This window comes from Streptomyces olindensis, assembly GCF_040645895.1.
Taxonomy (GTDB): Bacteria; Actinomycetota; Actinomycetes; order Streptomycetales; family Streptomycetaceae; genus Streptomyces; species Streptomyces olindensis.
In genome coordinates this window covers 1-17507 of sequence record NZ_JBEYZD010000037.1, presented here as the reverse complement: position 1 = coordinate 17507, position 17507 = coordinate 1, and the positions used below count along the sequence as shown (strand labels likewise).

16 protein-coding genes are annotated in these 17507 nt (G+C 74.6%); 11 read left to right on the top strand and 5 right to left on the bottom strand.

Annotated features, from left to right (window positions below; genetic code table 11):
* Positions 1-61: 61 nt before the first annotated feature.
* Positions 62-748: a DUF6304 family protein gene (locus ABZ948_RS23535; protein WP_359762517.1), complete on the bottom strand. Its 687-nt coding sequence runs from the start codon at positions 746-748 to the stop codon at positions 62-64.
* Positions 745-1542, bottom strand: a complete 798-nt coding sequence (locus ABZ948_RS23530) for an IclR family transcriptional regulator (protein WP_114256243.1) — start codon at positions 1540-1542, stop codon at positions 745-747. Before ABZ948_RS23530 ends, ABZ948_RS23535 begins: the two co-directional genes overlap by 4 nt.
* Positions 1543-1705: 163 nt before the next feature.
* On the opposite strand from ABZ948_RS23530, the gene allB reads away from it, so the two are divergent.
* Both allB and alc read left to right on the top strand, forming a co-directional pair.
* Positions 1706-3046 (top strand): allantoinase AllB, encoded by a 1341-nt coding sequence (allB, locus tag ABZ948_RS23525; RefSeq protein ID WP_359762514.1) that lies wholly within the window; start codon positions 1706-1708, stop codon positions 3044-3046.
* A 37-nt stretch (positions 3047-3083) separates the two neighbouring features.
* The gene (alc, locus tag ABZ948_RS23520) at positions 3084-4199 is read left to right on the top strand and encodes an allantoicase (RefSeq protein ID WP_359762512.1); all 1116 of its coding nucleotides are present in this window, start codon (positions 3084-3086) and stop codon (positions 4197-4199) included.
* A gap of 89 nt (positions 4200-4288) precedes the next feature.
* Here alc and ABZ948_RS23515 read toward each other — a convergent pair whose 3' ends face one another.
* Complete coding sequence (locus tag ABZ948_RS23515) at positions 4289-5044, bottom strand: SDR family oxidoreductase (protein ID WP_359762510.1); 756 nt, start codon at positions 5042-5044, stop codon at positions 4289-4291.
* Between the two features lie 180 nt (positions 5045-5224).
* On the opposite strand from ABZ948_RS23515, the gene ABZ948_RS23510 reads away from it, so the two are divergent.
* Together ABZ948_RS23510 and ABZ948_RS23505 are read left to right on the top strand one after the other, a co-directional pair.
* A complete protein-coding gene (locus ABZ948_RS23510) occupies positions 5225-5851 on the top strand; it encodes a dihydrofolate reductase family protein (RefSeq protein ID WP_359762508.1) in 627 nt (208 codons plus the stop codon).
* A 148-nt stretch (positions 5852-5999) separates the two neighbouring features.
* Entirely contained in the window at positions 6000-6395 is a 396-nt protein-coding gene (locus tag ABZ948_RS23505) for a guanyl-specific ribonuclease (RefSeq protein WP_359762506.1), read from the top strand.
* A gap of 34 nt (positions 6396-6429) precedes the next feature.
* Here ABZ948_RS23505 and ABZ948_RS23500 read toward each other — a convergent pair whose 3' ends face one another.
* Positions 6430-6630, bottom strand: a complete 201-nt coding sequence (locus tag ABZ948_RS23500; RefSeq protein ID WP_359762505.1) for a hypothetical protein — start codon at positions 6628-6630, stop codon at positions 6430-6432.
* A 170-nt stretch (positions 6631-6800) separates the two neighbouring features.
* On the opposite strand from ABZ948_RS23500, the gene ABZ948_RS23495 reads away from it, so the two are divergent.
* The 5 genes from ABZ948_RS23495 to ABZ948_RS23475 are packed head-to-tail and all read left to right on the top strand — an operon-like array spanning position 6801 to position 13430.
* Positions 6801-8084, top strand: coding sequence for a sensor histidine kinase (locus ABZ948_RS23495; protein ID WP_435857581.1), 1284 nt, complete (start codon positions 6801-6803; stop codon positions 8082-8084).
* A gap of 41 nt (positions 8085-8125) precedes the next feature.
* Positions 8126-9256: a macro domain-containing protein gene (locus ABZ948_RS23490; protein WP_359762503.1), complete on the top strand. Its 1131-nt coding sequence runs from the start codon at positions 8126-8128 to the stop codon at positions 9254-9256.
* A complete protein-coding gene (locus ABZ948_RS23485; RefSeq protein WP_359762501.1) occupies positions 9253-9894 on the top strand; it encodes a hypothetical protein in 642 nt (213 codons plus the stop codon). Before ABZ948_RS23490 ends, ABZ948_RS23485 begins: the two co-directional genes overlap by 4 nt.
* A 3-nt stretch (positions 9895-9897) precedes the next feature.
* Positions 9898-10578 carry an RES family NAD+ phosphorylase gene (locus tag ABZ948_RS23480; RefSeq protein WP_359762500.1) on the top strand — a complete coding sequence of 227 codons (681 nt, stop codon included), beginning with the start codon at positions 9898-9900 and terminating at the stop codon, positions 10576-10578.
* Positions 10575-13430 (top strand): CHAT domain-containing protein, encoded by a 2856-nt coding sequence (locus ABZ948_RS23475; RefSeq protein ID WP_359762498.1) that lies wholly within the window; start codon positions 10575-10577, stop codon positions 13428-13430. Before ABZ948_RS23480 ends, ABZ948_RS23475 begins: the two co-directional genes overlap by 4 nt.
* Positions 13431-13462: 32 nt before the next feature.
* Here the strand turns inward: ABZ948_RS23475 and ABZ948_RS23470 are convergent, their stop codons facing one another.
* A complete protein-coding gene (locus ABZ948_RS23470; RefSeq protein WP_359762496.1) occupies positions 13463-15334 on the bottom strand; it encodes a caspase family protein in 1872 nt (623 codons plus the stop codon).
* Positions 15335-15700: 366 nt separating this feature from the next.
* Here ABZ948_RS23470 and ABZ948_RS23465 point away from each other — a divergent pair, with 366 nt between their 5' ends.
* A complete protein-coding gene (locus ABZ948_RS23465; RefSeq protein WP_359762494.1) occupies positions 15701-16606 on the top strand; it encodes a hypothetical protein in 906 nt (301 codons plus the stop codon).
* Between the two features lie 99 nt (positions 16607-16705).
* Positions 16706-17380, top strand: coding sequence for a response regulator transcription factor (locus tag ABZ948_RS23460; protein ID WP_359762492.1), 675 nt, complete (start codon positions 16706-16708; stop codon positions 17378-17380).
* The last annotated feature ends 127 nt before the right edge of the window (positions 17381-17507 follow it).

Here is a 17507-nt window from a genome sequence, read left to right as displayed (position 1 = left end):
TGGTGTCTAGGTGGTGTCCGCAAAGTCCCGCCTGCCGGACACCCCCTAGGGCGCCTGGGCGCTACGGGAACGTGCCCCGGTAGCCGGTGTGCGCGGCGCGGGGCTCGAAGTCGCGGCAGAGCCAGGTCTCCTGGACCAGTTCCGTGTGGGCCGGCCAGATCGCGAAGACGCCATGGGGGCCGTGCTTGCCGTCGACCCGCCGGTAGCGGGCCTTGACGTCCCGGAAGCAGGCCAGACCGGCCATCAGGCCGTGGCCGACCGGGCTGTAGTCGGACCAGGCGCACGCGATGCACGCCGTGAGCCGGATGCCCGGGGGCAGCTCGCGCTGGATCGCGTACAGACCGTTCTCGAAGTCCCCGCAGTCGTCCCCGCCGCCGTACTCCCGCCCGTCGAGGCGCAGCGTGAGGACCAGGCTCTCCCCGTCCGGGCCGGGCGCGGAGCCCGCGGCCGGGTCCGGCAGCCGCAGGGCGCAGTGCAGCACCCCTTCCCGGACGCCCTGCCCCGCGTGCGCGACGGGCAGGGGCAGCCGCCATTCCAGCAGGCAGGCGCAGAGGGCGCCGTCGAGGAAGCGGAACATCGCCTCGGGCGGCTCACCGGCCAGGGCGCCCAGATCGTCCATGCCGGAGCCCTCGAAGAGGACGTCCCGGATCGTCGTACGGATCAGCTGCCGGCCGTCGGTCTCGAAGACGACGTCCTGCGAGCCGTGCCGGTCGGTGTACCGCCCGGGCCAGCGCTGTAAGCCCGTCACGCGGGGCTCTGGCTGGCCAGGGCCTCCGACAGCTCGCCCGCGACCTGCTGGAGCACCGGCACGATCTTCTCCGTCGCCGACTCCGTGACCCGGCCCGCCGGGCCGGAGATGGAGATGGCGGCGGCGGTGGGGGAGTCGGGCACCGAGACCGCGAGGCAGCGCACCCCGATCTCCTGCTCGTTGTCGTCGATCGCGTAGCCCTGACGGCGCACGTCCTCCAGCGCCGCGAGGAACCCGTCGGGCGTCGTGATCGTCTTGTCCGTCGCGGCGGGCATGCCCGTGCGGGCGAGCAGGGCCCGCACCTCCTCCGGCGGGAAACCGGCGAGCAGGGCCTTGCCCACGCCCGTGGAGTGCGGCAGCACACGGCGGCCGACCTCGGTGAACATCCGCATCGAGTGCTTCGACGGCACCTGCGCCACGTAGACGATCTCGTCCCCGTCCAGCAGCGCCATGTTCGCCGTCTCGCCGGTCTCCTCGACCAGCCGGGCGAGATACGGGCGCGCCCAGGTGCCCAGCAGCCGGGAGGCCGACTCGCCGAGGCGGATCAGGCGCGGGCCGAGCGCGTACCGCCGGTTGGGCTGCTGGCGTACGTATCCGCAGGCCACCAGCGTGCGCATCAGGCGGTGGATGGTCGGCAGGGGCAGTCCGCTGCTCGCGGACAGCTCGCTCAGGCCGACCTCGCCGCCCGCGTCCGCCATCCGTTCGAGCAGGTCGAAGGCGCGCTCGAGGGACTGGACCCCGCCGTTGGCGGAGGACCGGGCGGAGTCGGTGGTGCTGGCGCTGGACGTCGGCACGGGGCGTTCCTTTCGGGTAGCATTTCGCTTCCCGGGATTTTAATTCCGCTTCGTGGAAAAGTCCAGGGGTGGAGTGCTGGCGTGCCCAGTAGCAGTGTGCCCTTGACGGGGCCGAAACGGGAGTGAAGACTCCTTCAACAGAACGTTGAAGAAAGGGGTTCGGGTGTCCGACGCTGAACTGGTGCTCCGCTCGACGCGTGTCATCACTCCCGAGGGGACCCGCGCCGCATCCGTCGCGGTCTCCGGCGGCACGATCACGGCCGTCCTCCCGTACGACGCCCCCGTGCCGGAGGGGGCCCGCCTGGAGGACCTGGGCGACCACGTCCTGCTGCCCGGCCTGGTCGACACCCACGTGCACGTCAACGACCCCGGCCGCACCGAGTGGGAGGGCTTCTGGACCGCCACCCGCGCCGCCGCGGCCGGCGGCATCACGACCCTCGTCGACATGCCCCTCAACTCCCTCCCGCCGACCACGACCGTCGCCCACCTGCGCACCAAGCAGCAGGTCGCCGCAGACAAGGCGCACATCGACGTCGGCTTCTGGGGCGGCGCCCTGCCGGACAACATCAAGGAGCTGCGCCCGCTGCACGAGGCCGGCGTCTTCGGCTTCAAGGCGTTCCTGTCGCCGTCCGGCGTGGACGAGTTCCCGCACCTGGAGCGGGACCCGCTCGCCCGCACGATGGCCGAGATCGCCGCCTTCGACGGCCTGCTCATCGTGCACGCCGAGGACCCCCACCTGCTCGCCTCCGCCCCGCAGCAACCCGGCCCCAAGTACGCCGACTTCCTCGCCTCCCGCCCCCGGGACGCCGAGGACAGCGCCATCGCCCAGCTCATCCGCGAGGCCAAGGCGCTGAACGCGCGCGTGCACGTGCTCCACCTGTCCTCCAGCGACGCCCTGCCGATGATCGCCGAGGCCCGCGCGGAGGGCGTCCGCATCACCGTGGAGACCTGCCCCCACTACCTGACCCTCACCGCCGAGGAAGTCCCCGACGGCGCCAGCGAGTTCAAGTGCTGCCCGCCGATCCGCGAGGCCGCCAACCAGGACCTGCTCTGGCAGGCGCTGGCCGACGGCACCATCGACTGCGTCGTCACCGACCACTCCCCGTCCACCGCCGATCTCAAGACCGACGACTTCGCGACGGCCTGGGGCGGCATCTCCGGGCTCCAGCTGAGCCTCGCCGCGGTGTGGACGGAGGCCCGCAGGCGCGGGCACGGCCTGGAGGACGTCGTCCGCTGGATGTCCGCGCGGACCTCCGAACTGGTCGGGCTCGACGACCGCAAGGGCGCCATCGCGGCCGGCCGCGACGCCGACTTCGCGGTCCTCGCCCCCGACGAGACCTTCACCGTCGACCCGGCCTCCCTGCAGCACCGCAACCGCGTCACGGCCTACGCCGGCAGGACCCTGTACGGCGTCGTGAAGTCCACCTGGCTGCGCGGACAGCGGATCGTCGCGGACGGCGAGTTCACCGAACCGAAGGGGCGGCTCCTCACCCGGACCAACTGAATCCCATCCCGGACACCGAAAGGAAGACCTGATCATCGTGACGGCGATTCCCAGCTTCACCGGCGACGCGAACCCCTACGGAGGCGGCGACCCCTACGCGGACTACCGCACCGCCGACTTCCCCTTCACCCAGTACGCCAACCTCGCCGACCGGCACCTCGGGGCCGGTGTCATCGCCGCCAACGACGAGTTCTTCGCCCAGCGCGAGAACCTGCTGGTGCCCGGGCGCGCCGAGTTCGACCCCGAGCACTTCGGGCACAAGGGCAAGATCATGGACGGCTGGGAGACGCGCCGCCGCCGGGGCGCCTCCGCCGAGCACCCGTGGCCCACCGCCGAGGACCACGACTGGGCGCTGGTCCGCCTCGGCGCCCCCGGCGTGATCCGCGGGATCGTCGTCGACACCGCCCACTTCCGGGGCAACTACCCGCAGGCCGTGTCCGTCGAGGGCACCTGCGTCGCCGGCTCCCCGTCGCCGGAGGAACTCCTCGGGGACGACGTGAAGTGGACGACCCTGGTGCCGCGCACCGCGGTCGGCGGCCACGCGGCGAACGGCTTCGCCGTCTCCGTCGAGCAGCGTTTCACCCACCTGCGGGTCAACCAGCACCCCGACGGCGGCATCGCCCGCCTGCGCGTGTACGGCGAGACCGTCCCCGACCCGGCGTGGCTGGAGGCGCTCGGCACCTTCGACGTCGTCGCCCTGGAGAACGGCGGCCAGGTCGAGGACGCCTCCAACCGCTTCTACTCGCCCGCCACCAACACCATCCAGCCGGGCCGCTCCCGCAAGATGGACGACGGCTGGGAGACGCGCCGCCGCCGCGACCAGGGGCACGACTGGATCCGCTACCGGCTCGCCGCCCAGGCGCAGATCCGCGCCCTGGAGATCGACACCGCCTACCTCAAGGGCAACAGCGCCGGCTGGGCGTCCGTGTCCGTCAAGGACGGCGAGGACGGCGACTGGCGGGAGATCCTGCCCCGCACCCGTCTGCAGCCCGACACCAACCACCGTTTCGTCCTCCCGGAACCGGCCGTCGGCACGCACGCGCGCGTGGACATCTTCCCGGACGGCGGCATCTCCCGCCTGCGCCTGTTCGGCTCCCTGACCCAGGAGGGCACGAGCCGGCTGGCGGCCCGCCACCAGGAGCTGGGCGGCTGACCCACCCGCCCGTGGGGCCCACCCGCCCGTGGGGCGTACCTGGCCCGTGGGGCGCACCGGCCGGACAGCACCGGTGCGCCCCACGTCGCTCACGCCGCGTGGCCGCCGTCGACCGCGAACTCCGCCCCGGTCACGTAGGCCGCCCCGGCCAGGTGGGCGACCGTCGACGCCACCTCGTCCGCCGTCCCGAACCGGCCCAGCGCCGTCGCCGCCGCCTGAGCGGACGCGTACGGGCCGTCCGCCGGGTTCATGTCCGTGTCGATCGGGCCGGGATGGACCAGGTTCGCGGTGATCCCGCGGTCGCCCAGCTCCCTCGCCAGGGCCTTGGTCAGGCCGGCCAGCGCGGCCTTGCTCATCGCGTAGAGCGTGCCGCCGGGCCCCGGCACCCGCCGGGCCATGCAACTGCCGATCGTGATGATCCGCCCGCCCTCGGGCATCCGCGCTGCGGCCGCCTGGGACGCCAGGAAGACAGCACGCACGTTGACGGCGAGGACCCGCTCCACGTCCGCGAGCGACAGGCTCTGCAACGGCCCGAGCACGCCCACGCCCGCGTTGTTCACCAGGATGTCGAGCCCGCCGAGCGCCCCGGCCGCCGCGTCCACGACACCGGCCGCGTCGGCGGCCTGCGCCGCGTCCGCGCGCAGCGCCACCGCCCGGCGCCCCAGCGCCTCCACGGCCCGTACGACGTCCTCGGCCGCCTCCTTGCCGTGCACATAACCGACGGCCACGTCCGCGCCCTCCCGGGCCAGCCGCAGGGCCGTCGCCGCGCCGATGCCACGGCTCCCGCCCGTCACGAGAGCCACCTTGCCGTCGAGAGTTCCTTCGAGAGTTCCGTGAGAAGTCATGGCTCCATCCCAGCGCCCGGCCACCGGCGACGCTGGCGGCGAACGGACATCGAGATCGTGAGCACCGGGGGTGTCCGCGAAACGACCCGCCCGGGAGCCGTACGGCCCAGCGATGAGTTGCGGGCCTCGGCGGAGTCTGAACCGATGCAAGCAGACACCCCCGCAAGGAAGGCACCCGCCATGGGCAAGCTCGTCTCCACCCTCTTCGTCACCCTCGACGGCGTCTACCAGGCCCCCGGCGGGCCGCACGAGGACACCCGCGGGGGCTTCACCCACGGCGGCTGGAGCTTCCCGTACGCCGACGAGGACTTCGGCCGGTTCATCAGCGAGGTCTTCACCCGGCCGGGCGCCTTCCTGCTGGGACGCCGGACGTACGACATCTTCGCCACCTTCTGGCCCAAGGTGACCGACCCCGCCGACCCGGTCGCCTCCGGGCTCAACTCCCTGCCGAAGTACGTCGTCTCCTCGACTCTGACGGACCCCGCGTGGGCGGGCACCACCGTGCTCTCCGGTGACCTCGCCAAGGAGGTCACCGCGCTGAAGGAGCGCACCGACGGCGAGGTCCAGGTGCACGGCAGCGGCGCCCTGCTCCGGTCGCTGCTGGCGCTCGATCTCGTCGACACCCTGCATCTGCTGACCTTCCCGGTCGTGCTCGGCAGCGGGTTCCGGCTGTTCCCGGAGGGCTCCGTGCCGACCGCGTTCGAACACACCGGGGGGAGCGTCACCGGCGCGGGCGTCTCGATCCAGACGTACGACCTGGCGGGCCGCCCGCAGTACGGCGAGTACACCCTGCCGGAGGACGCGTAGCGCCCCGCCCGGCGCCCGCCGCCCCTGGTGAACAGCGCGGGCGGGCGCCGGAGGGCAGGTTAACTTCCCGCTAACTCATCGGACTTGACGGGAAATTCTCCGGGCTTGTCATTGACATGCCACTGTCTACGCGCGTCATCATGAGCCCATGAGTTTCCCCCCACGCGCCTCGCGGCTCGGCGCAGCAGCCGCCCTCCTGTCCGCCCTCCTCGTCGGCGGTACCGTCTCCGCCACCACGGCCGACGCGGCCCCCACCGCCGTCGGCAGCATCTGCTACGGCGACCTGCCGTCCCAGGCCCACGACACGCTCGACCTGATCGAGCAGGGCGGCCCGTACCCGTTCGACCAGGACGGCACCGTCTTCCAGAACCGGGAGCGGATCCTGCCCGGCCAGCCCTCCGGCTACTACCACGAGTACACGGTCATCACCCCCGGCTCCTCCACGCGCGGCGCGCGGCGCATCGTCACCGGTGAGGAGCACCAGGAGGACTACTACACGGCCGACCACTACGCGTCGTTCGACCTGGTCGACTACGGCTGCTGACCCCACCGGCCACCGCCGGGAGTCCGCCCGCGGCTCAGGCGGACTTCCGGCTCCCGGCCGCCGCGAACAGGGCGACGCCGAGCACCAGCAGCGCGACGCTCGCGTAGACCTCGAAACCGTCGAGGAACCCCAGTCGTTGCACGAGGCCCCAGTTCCAGTCGGTGAACTCGTGCACCAGGCCCGCCACGCCCTGCACGAGGGCGAGGAAGCCGAGAATCTCCAGCACCTGCTTCATCCCCCGAGCCTCGCCCCGCGGACCCCCCACGCGCATCGGCCGCGGGGCGAGCACCCCGGAACGGAAGTTCCCTCTCCGGCTGCGCCGGCCGCGCCGAAAGTCTGCGGTGCGGCGACTTTGGTCGACGATCTCCCCCATGGAGAGGTGGAACGGGCCGCGGCTGCGTAGATTTGTCGACCGTGAAGCGTGACGACGTGGGGCAGGTATCCCCGGTGCCGTGGGGAGAGACGCCCGCGCTGTTCACCGGGCGAAGATGGTTCATCCCGTCGGCGCTGCTCCACGAACTCGACCCCGACGCCCGGCGGGCCGGGCGGCGGCCCCGGCGCACCGCCCGGGACTGGGTCGTCGACTTCTCCTGCTTCCTGCTGGCCGTCGTGGTGGGCCTGATCGCCGTCGAGGCGCTCAACCAGAACCCCTACGTATCGCCCGGACTGGCCGCCATCGACCAGATGGTCGGCGCACTGGCCTGCGCGGCGGTCTGGCTGCGCCGCCGCTGGCCGCTGGGGCTGGCCGTGGCGATGACGCCGGTCACCTTCGTCTCGGACACCGCGGGCGGCGCGGGCATGATCGCCCTGTTCACGCTCGCCGTGCACCGCCCCTTCCGGTACGTGGCCTGGGTGGGCGGCGTCAACGCGGCGCTGGCACCGCTGTACTACTGGCTGCGTCCCGACGCGGACATCCCGTACATGGTGATCGTGCCGTTCGCCGTGCTGCTCACCGTGGCGATCGTCGGCTGGGGCATGTTCGTACGGGCCAAGCGGCACCTGCTGCTGAGCCTCAGGGACCGGGCCCGGCGGGCCGAGACGGAGGCGCGGCTGCGGGCCGAGCAGGCGCAGCGGCTGGCCCGCGAGGCCATCTCGCGGGAGATGCACGACGTGCTCGCCCACCGGCTGACGCTGCTGAGCGTGCACGCGGGTGCCCTGGAGTTCCGGCCCGACGCACCCCCGGCCGAAACGGCGCGCGCGGCCGGCGTGATCCGGGAGAGCGCGCACGAGGCACTGCAGGACCTGCGGGAGATCATCGGCGTCCTGCGGGCGGCCGAGCCCGACGACACGGGCCGGCCGCAGCCGACCCTCGCGGCGCTGGACACGCTGGTCGCCGAGTCCCGGGAGGCCGGCATGAAGGTCTCCCTCCACCAGTGCGTCGACGACCCCGCCGCCGTTCCCTCCTCCGTCGGCCGCACCGCCTACCGGATCGCCCAGGAGGGCCTGACCAACGCCCGCAAGCACGCGCCCGGCGCGGAGGTCACCGTGTCCGTCAGCGGCGCACCGGGCGAGGGGCTCGCCGTCGCCGTGCGCAATCCGCCGCCCGAGGGCGAGGTGCCGCCCGTGCCCGGCTCCGGCCAGGGCCTGATCGGCCTGACGGAGCGGGCGACCCTCGCGGGCGGCCGCCTGGAGCACGGCCGCACCGCGCAGGGCGGGTTCGAGGTGCGGGCCTGGCTGCCGTGGGGGTGAGGCACTTGTGGCCGGTGAGGTGACCGGCGGATCATGGGCATATGTCGCCAGGTGCACCGCAGTTCGAGGTCGCGTCCGTGCTGAGGGAGGTGAAGACGGTCCGGGCCGAGGGCCTGGTCCGGATCCGGGAGCTCGACGTCCCGCTGCTCCGCCGGGCGGCCGCCGCGCGTTCCGCCGCCGTCACCGACGCCTGGCCCGTCGAGGTGGAGAACCTGCTGCGCGCGGCCGTGGCCCGGCTCGGCGGGGGCGACCTGGAGGCGGCGGCCGGCTACTCCCTCGGCCTGGCGCCCGGCCTGCGCGACCGCCCCGCGGCGGACCGGCGCAGACTCGCCGCCCAGGTGTACAGCGTCAGCGTCGAGCGCTTCCGCAAGAGCCAGGAGGAGATGGTCCTCGCCCAGATCGCCGAACAGGTGTGCTGGCTGGCCGGTACCGCCCCACGGCGGTCCCGTACCACGCAACCACCCCTGCTCGCACCGCACTTGCAGCACCGCTCCCTGCGCGTAGGATCCCGGGACGTCCTGCTGCACGTGCACCCCGTCGAACTCCTCCGGAACGTCGATGTGATCGTCTCCCCGACCAACACCCACCTCGCGCTGCCCGCGCTGTACAAGGCCTCCGTCTCCGCGTCCCTGCGCCGGGCGGGCGCCGTGCGCGACGTGGCCGGGGACGTCATCGCCGACCCGGTGCACGACGCCCTCCTCGACTGGCGTACGGCGCACGGGCTGCTGGGCCGTCCCGCCCTGCCCGGCACGGTCGCCCCCACCGATCCGGGCGCCCTCGCCGCCCGGGGCGTCCGCCGCATCTACCACGCGGCCGTCGCCGTCCCGAGGCCCGGCACCGACGACTACGACGTCGCCGCCCAGGACGTCGCCACGGCCGCCGCCCGCGCGCTCGCCCTGCTGTCCGAGGAACGCGCCGCCTTCACGCCGCCGTTGCGGTCGATCTGCTTCCCCCTGCTCGGCGCGGGCCGCGGTGGACTGCCCCCGCAGACCAGCGTCAGCGCCCTGTGGGCCGCACTGGACACCGGCAGCGGCGCCGGCCCGGACCTCCACCTCGTCGTCCGCCGCCCCCTGGCCGCCGACCTGCTGGCCGAGACGCTCGGCGCGCGCGAACGGTCCCCCGCCGCCCACGCGTCGGCCGACGCCGACGGGAAAGGGCACGGGTGCGGGTGAACCCCTTCATGGTGCTCGCCGCCGCCGCGGCCGACTGGGACAGACTGTCGGCGCTGCTCGCACCGGACCGACGGCCGCCGCTGACCGCGCACCTGTCCCGACTGCGCACCGGGACGGACGACCGCGACACCGCCGCCCTCGCCGCCCGGGCCCTCCTCGACGCCCTCCCCGCCGACGAGTCCGCCCGGCTGCGACAGCACGGCGACACCGGGCGGTTCACCGGCGCTCCCCCGGCCCAGCAGTACGCGGGATTCGCGGCGGCCGACCTGTGCCTGCTCGTCCTCGACGGCAACCCCATGGTCGGACCCGTCCTCGGGCCCGTCCGCGACCGCCTGCTCCGGGCACCCGCCACGCCGTGGACCGAGGGCGCCGACCCCCGGCTGATCACCCTGACGGGCACCGACGGCCACCGGCGGATGCCCCTCTTCCAGTTCGAGGCCGGGACCATGCCGTGGCGGATCGTCCTGGAGGTCAACTCCGTCCTGCACGCCGACACCGACCCGTGGGGCGCCGCCGACTGGTGGCTGACCCGCACCACCTGGTGGGACGGCACCCCGGCGGCCCTGCTGGGCCGGGGCCGCGACACCGAACTCCTCGGCGCGGCACGGGAACTGGCCGCCCCGGACGGGGAGGACTGACCCATGGGCAAGTACCCGCCGCCCGACTCCCTGCCGGGCGAACCGACCCGGGCCGTGCTGCGCGCCGGGACACCCGTGTACCGCGTCCACTCCACCCACCGCGCACCCGCCGCGTACAACGACCGCCCCGCGCACGCCTTCTACTACGGCGGCCGCTTCGACAGCACCCCCTACGACCGCTACGGCTACCTGTACGTCGGCTTCGGCGTCGGTGCCGCCGTCTGCGAAGTGCTGCTGCGCTCGCTGCCGTTCGACTCCGACGCCGGCCACCGGCTGCTGCCGCGCGTGGCGTTCGAACGCCGCAGCCTGTCCTTCCTGCGGCTGGCCGCCGACGTCGAGGTCGTCTCGCTGATGTCCGGGGCGGATCTCGCCGCCGTGGCGCAGGACGCATGGCTCGTCCACACCGAGGGCGCGGACTACCCCCAGACCCGCGACTGGGGCCACTGGATCCGCCGGCGGACCGCACCCTGGGCCCAGGGGTTCGTGTGGCCGTCCAAACGCGAGCCGGCCGACCGGGTCGCGATCCTCTTCGACGACCGGGGCGGGGCGCCCGCGCTGGAGCCGACCGGCGCGCCGGCCGTCGACTTCGGGACCGAGGAGGGGGAGCGGTGGCTCAACGGCGTGCTGGCGCCGTACCGCACGCGGACCGCGCCGCGGCCGCAGAAACCGGGGGGCGTGAGGTGACGACACCGTACGACCCGCAGGCGCTGCTGTGGGAGATCGAGCAGCGGACGCGGGGCGTCGTCAGCGGTGAGGATCTCGCCGGGCTGGCCGGGCTGGTGCTGGAGCGGCTGGGCTGTACGACGGGCCGCGAGGCGTACGACCGCCTGTACGCGGACTGGGCCGCACTGCCCCGGGGCGGTGTCGCGTCCGGGCTGCGGGCCGGCCAGGTGCTCAGCCTGCTTCCGTTGCTGCGGCTCGAAGGGCCGCTCGCCGACGCGCGGCAGGAGGAGGAACTGTGGCAGGCGATGTGGGAGCACGGGCCGGCGGACGAGACGTGGAAGGCGAACGTCGTCGTCAAGCACAGCGCGTGGGGCCTGCGGCACCTCACCGACCCCGCGCGGCTGGAGGCGGCGCTGGCCCGGATCGAGCGGGCCCGGGCCGCGCATCCGCCCGGCACCCGGATGCGCGAGAACCTGGACATGGTCCATGCCGGGCTGCGCACCCACCTGGGCCAACTGGGCGGCGGTGAGGACGACTTCGACTCGGCCGTCGACGACATGGCCCGGCTCGCCGAGTCCTCGGCCCTGACCCCGGACCAGCGGCTGGTCATGGGCGCGCAGGTCGCCCTGTTCCGCATCCACCAGGCCTTCCGCAGCGAGGACGAGCCGGCCCTGGCCGAGCAGATCCGGGTACTCGAACTCGCCCTCGCCCGGCTGCCGGCCGACCACGTGGACCGGTTCGCGTTCGAGTCGCACCTGGAAGCCGCCCGCGGCTCCCTGACCTACCTGCGGGCCCAGCGCACCGGCCGGTTCGAACCCGCCGCCGAAGGGGCGGACGCCGCGACGCCCACCCATGAGATCCGTCGCCGGATCGCCGGACTGCCGGTCAACGCCCAGGCCGACCGACTGGGCGAAGCGGCCTTCGCGGTGGGGCAGCGGGCCCTGCTCGCCATGGACCACCAGGGGATGCTGGAGTCCCTGGCCCTGCGGGAGGCCGCGCTGGAACTGCTCGAACCCGACGACGACCGGTGGATCCGCGTCACAGGCGGGCTGGGCGTCAGCCACTGCATCATGGCCGACCTGGAGTTCGCGCCGCCCGCCGACCGCGCCCTCCACCTCGACCAGGGCATCTCCTGGCTGCGGCACACCCTGAAGCTCGCCGGCGGACCCCACCACCCGCTGTGGGGCGGCACGGGCTTCCACCTGGCCAGGGCCTACCGCCTGCGGGGCGACGCGCACGCGCACGACGCCCGCGTCAGACGCCTGAACTACGACGCCTCCCGCCGCGTCGGCCTCGAGTGCCTGCGCGCGGCGGCCTGGAGCTCCCTGCTCCAGTCCGGTACGGCCCACGCCGCGCAGACCGCCCGGATGGCGGGCGGCCAGGCCCTCGACGTGGCCCGCTGGTGCCTGGCCGACGGCGCCCACAGCGACGCCGTACGGGCCCTCGACGCCGGGCGCGGACTCGTCCTGCACGCGGCGACCGTGGCCGCCACCGTGCCCGACATGCTGAGGGAGCTCGGCCTGCCGGAGCTCGCGCGGGAGTGGCAGAGCGCGGGCAGCGTGCCCGAGCCGGGGGAGGAGATGCTGTTCGCCGCCCAGGCCGCGGTCGCCGGGCCCTCCAGCCGGCTGCGCCGGCGGGTCCTGGAGGCGCTGGCCGGCTCCCCACGGCACCAGGCCCTGCTGGACGTGCCCTCACCCGCGGACATCGGCGCCGCGCTGCGCGCGCTGGGCGCGACCGCGCTCGTCTACCTCGTGCCCGGCGACGGGGCCGTGCCCGGACTCCTCGGTCGGCGGTCCGGCTCCGGCGCGGCGGTCGTCGTCGCCGCCGACGGCACCACCCGCTCCCTCGACCTGCCCCACCTCACCCTGGACGCACCCCCGCTCACCGCCTACCGCGCCACCGGCGCCCCGGGCCGCGACGCCGGTGGCCCGCCCGTCGCCGAGCCGCCGCCCGCGCCCGCCCCGGACCCGGGCGCGAGCCGACAGGCCCTGGAGCAGCTGTGCGCCTGGGCCGGGACGGCGGTGATGCGCCCCCTGCTGGACCACCTGCCGCGCGGCTTCGGCCGGGTGCCCTCGCTGGTGCTCGTCCCCATGGGCGACCTGGGTGTCGTGCCCTGGCACGCGGCCCGCGTGCCGGGCCGGCGCCGTTCACGCGGATACGCGTGCGAGGAGGCGAACATCTCCTACACGCCGTCCGCCCGGCTGCTGTGCGAGGTGGCCGCCCGGCCCGCCGCCGGCACCCGGCAGACCCTCGTCGTCGGCAACCCGACCCGCGATCTCCACCACGCCGGCGAGGAGGCCGAGGCCGTCCACCGCGTCTTCCACCCGGACGGCGACCTCCTCGGCCCCGGCACCGCCACGCCCGCGGCCGTCACCGACTGGCTGCGCCGGCAGCGGGGCGGTCTGCTGCACCTGGCCTGCCACGGCGTGGTGCGCCAGGGCGAGCGGCACAGCGCCTATCTCGCCCTGTCCGGCGGGCGGTTGGCCGCGGAGGAACTGACCGAGGGCGCGACCCGTTACCGCGGCCTGGACCTGGTGGTGCTGGCCGCCTGCCGTACGAACGTCTCCGGGCACGGCTACGACGAGGCGTACAGCCTGTCCACCGCCTTCCTCGTCGCGGGTGCCCGCGCGGTCATCGGCTCCCTGTGGCCGGTGCCCGACGAGGCGACGTCGCTGCTGATGTACATGACCCACCACTTCATGAGCCAGGAGGGCCTGCCGCCGGGTCAGGCGCTGCGCAGCGCCCAGTCGTGGATGCTGAACGACCGCCGCGCGGCGCCGCCCGGCATGCCGGACCGGCTGCGGGCCCGGGTCGGCGACATCCGCGGCGACGACCTCACCGCCTGGGCGGGTTTCACGCACCTCGGCTGGTGACGGCTCCAGCCACCTCGGCTGGTGACGGCTCCTCAGACCCGCGTGCGGACGACGACCTGTGCCGTCCCCCACCGGCTCGCCCCGTACGCCGGACCGCCCGCGTCCCGGCCGCCCTCGGTGCCCGCGCCGACCAGCCGCAGCAGACCGCCGTCCCCACCGGCCGGCGCCGGGCTCAGGCGTGCGCCGGAGGGCGCCGCGGGGGACCAGGCGGGCAGCCGGAACGGGGCGAGGTTCAGCTCGTCCTCCGCGACGATCACCTTCAGCCAGTCCCGGGTGAAGGCGCCCGGCACCGGAGCGCGCCCCTGCGGCAGCCGCAGCCACACCGGCCGGCCACGCCGGGCCCAACCGGCCCTGCCGTCCCCGATGAACTCGCCCTCGAACAGGTGCGGGGACGAGCCGTAGCTGTCCGTCAGGTCGAGCAGGACCGCCCACAGGTCACGCCCGGAGGAGTTGTGGATCCCGACCCGCACCTGCGGTTCCCGGCCGTCGGGCGCGTAATCGCAGACGATCTCGCCGTCCGCCGCGTGCCGCAGGCTGCCCACCGGTGTCTCCTCGACGGTGATCCGCACCAGCGACGACAGCAGCGGATCGGGGTTGGCGAGGTCCCGGATGTGGTGCCAGCGCGCGACGTGGGCCAGGCAGTCGGCGACGCGGGCCGCGTCCGCGGGGGACCGCAGCGGCAGGTCGGGCAGGGGGTGACCGGCCCCGCCCGACACCCGCGCCCGGCCGCCCCCGGCCTCCACCCGCAGCCGCAGGAGGCCCGCCTCCGCTGGTTCCGACTGGGGTTCGTCAGGTGCGAGGGCCAGCGCGGGCACCGTCTCGACGGCCTCGGCGACCAGGCGCACGGCGACCGCCTCACCGGACAGCGTCACGACGGCCGGCGGGAACGCCAGCGCCGACGGCGTCACGGCGTGCGCCGTCCGTTCGTCGTCCGCCGTCGGTCGCCAGCCGACCGGATCGACCCGGGCCGACTCGGGGCGCACCTCCCGCACCACGACCGTGCGCGCCCCGGCGTCGCCGAGCAGGGCGAACTCGGCGCCCGCCGACCGCAGGCCGTGCGCCGCACCACAGTTGACCTCCCACCCCCAGGGCGTGTGCCGCAGCAGGAACGGCGAGGCCGGCACCGGCTCGCCGGACAGGAAACCGCCGTCCTCCGGGCCGCGCAGCTCCGGATGCTGGAGCAGGCTCAGCGCGCGCACCCCGCCCTCGGCGAGCGCGTGCACCTCGCCGTAGGTGGCCGTGGGGCCGAGCCGGTCCAGCGCGCTCAGCAGCGCATGGCTGAAGCACCCCCGGATCCGGCCGTCGAGGAAGTGCTCGTAGGCGCGCTCCTGCGGCCGGCAGGCGGCCAGCAGCACGTGCCGGCCCGGCTCGGCCCCCGGCCCTCCGCCCTCGCGGGACGCCCCGCGCCACCACGACTGCCAGGGCACACCCCGCACCGCGGCACCCGACGGCACAGCGCCGTCCTCCCGTGTCGCACCGCCCGAGTGGCAGCAGTCCAGCACCGCGACGACATGGGTGCCGCGGGCGGCGACGCGGTCCAGGAGCGCCCCGAGTTCGGTGTCCCGCAGCACCGGCTGCCCGCCCGGCACGAGGCTGTCGTGGCACACCAGCGCCTGGGACCAGCCGGTGGCCTCGCCCGGGTCGGCGGTCGGGCTCTGGCTGCCGTGCCCGCTGAACCACAGCAGCGCGGTGTCGCCCGGGCCGCCGCGCCCGAGGTGCTCCTCCAGGCCCGCGAGCACGGCCGCCCGCGTCGCCTGTTCGTCGTACAGCGTCCGGATGCGCGCCGGGGGGCCGCTCCTGCTCCGCAGCCAGTTCTCCGCGGCCCGCACGTCGTTGACGCAGCCGCTCAGCGGCCGTCCCGGGTAGTCGTCGATGCCCACGAGCAGGGCGTACACGGTGCGCATGCGCTGATCCTTTCAGGCGTGCCGGGGCGCGGGCAGGGCGTTTCCGGGGCGCATGCCGGGCGCCCGCGCGCAACCCCATGACCCTTCGCTCCGCGGCCGGTTGACTTGAACGCGGCGATGGCTGATGTTTGTGCCGCCTTCAGCACCACGCGTAACGGAGGGAACACGCACGTGAGTTTCGGGGGACCCACCAATCCGTACCAGCCGCCCCGGCCGCCGAACGGCGGACCCCACCCGCCGCCTCCGGCCACCGGCCCCTACGTGCCGCCCCAGCCGGGCCCGGCACCGTACGGCCACCCGCAGCCCCACCCGTACCCTCCGCAGCCCTACCCGCAGCCTCAGCCCCAACCGCAGCCTCACCCGTACGTGCCTCAGGGACGGCCCGGCTCCTGGGGGCCGGGACGGGGCGGCCTGCGCGGTGCCGAATGGCCCTCGGTGCGCGAGCTGTTGCGGCAGGGGCAGGGGAGGATCTCCGGCTGCATGTGGCTGGTGCTGCTCGCCCCGTGCACCTGGTTCACGATCGTCCCGCTGGTGGCGTGCTACTCGTTCGCGCGCTCGGCCCGCGTCCGCGCCCACCGGCTGTTCCCGCCGCACGGGCCCCGGACCGCCGACGACCGGCAGGTGGTGCGCGTGCAGAAGACGCGGGCCTGGGTCGCGGCCGTCATGTCCCTGCTGCTGCTCGCCGCGTACGGCACCCCGGAGGACGCCGTCGAGGCCCGCGAGCTGTACATCATGCGACTGGCGGTCACCCCGCCCCTGCTGCTGCTCAGCGCGCCCGTCGTGATCGCGGTGCTGTTCCGGTGGGCGTCGGCGCAGACGCGGTCGGCCATGCGGGTACGGGTGCGGGCCGCGCTGCGGTCGGCCGGCTGGTACATCGGCGCCGTGACGGCCCTCCCGCTGCTCGGCGGGGCGATCGTCCTGCTCGGCCGGAAGCAGGAGGCCTCCAACGGGTCGCCCGGCGCCGCCCCCTGGCTGATCATCGCGGCGGCCCTGCCCCTGGTCTGGCTCCTGTTCTTCGTCGGGTTCGCCACCGGACCGGCCATCCGCACCGGCTTCAACACCGCGGCCGTGCACGCGGCGCTCCCGGCCCTGCTGACCGGCACGCTGGTGTGGGAGTTCGCGGTCATCAGCCTGCTCGCGGGCGGTCTGCCGCCCGGGCCGCCGGTGATCCAGGTCCTCGCCGTCCTCGGCGGCCCGGCCTCCGTGACGGCGGTGGCCTGGTGGGAGATCCGCCGCCTGCGCGCCCAGCACGGGGTGACGCTGCGCGCCTGACCGACGGACCGTCAACTCCGCGCAGCCACTGGAGTGTCCGCGCCCAGCCCTCGCACATCCGCGCCCCGGCCCGCCCCCGACCGTGATTACGTAAGGCCCATGACTGCGATCAGACTGCTGCTCGTCGACGACGATCCGCTGGTGCGGGCCGGGCTGTCCTTCATGATGGGCGGGGCCGACGACATCGAGATCGTCGGCGAGGCCGCCGACGGCGGCGAGGTGGAGGCGCTCGTCGACCGCACCCGTCCCGACGTGGTGCTCATGGACATCCGGATGCCGACGGTGGACGGTCTCGCGGCCACCGAGCGGTTGCGGGCCCGCGAGGACGCCCCGCAGGTGGTGGTCCTCACCACCTTCCACGCCGACGAGCAGGTGCTGCGGGCGCTGCGGGCGGGCGCCGCCGGCTTCGTCCTCAAGGACACCCCGCCGGCCGAGATCCTCGCGGCGGTGCGCCGGGTCGCGGCCGGCGACCCGGTCCTGTCGCCCACCGTCACCCGCCAGCTGATGCGGCACGCGGCCGGCACCGCCGCCGACACCCGCCGCACGCGCGCCCGCGACCGCATGGCCGTCCTCAACGACCGCGAGCGGGAGGTCGCCGTCGCCGTCGGCCGGGGCCTGTCCAACGCCGAGATCGCCACCGGCCTCTTCATGAGCGTCGCCACCGTCAAGACGCACGTCTCCCGCGTCCTGGCCAAGCTCGACCTGAACAACCGGGTGCAGATCGCCCTGCTCGCCTACGACGCGGGGCTCCTGGACGAGGAGGAACGCGGCTGACCGCCCGCCGTCACGGGTAGGGCCTGTCGTTGGGATCAGGTCGCAGGGAACCGACGGCACCTCATCAGCGCCGGTGAGCGGGGCCATGGGGGTACCTCCCTGCTCGAGCGCAGCCGAGAGCTTGGGG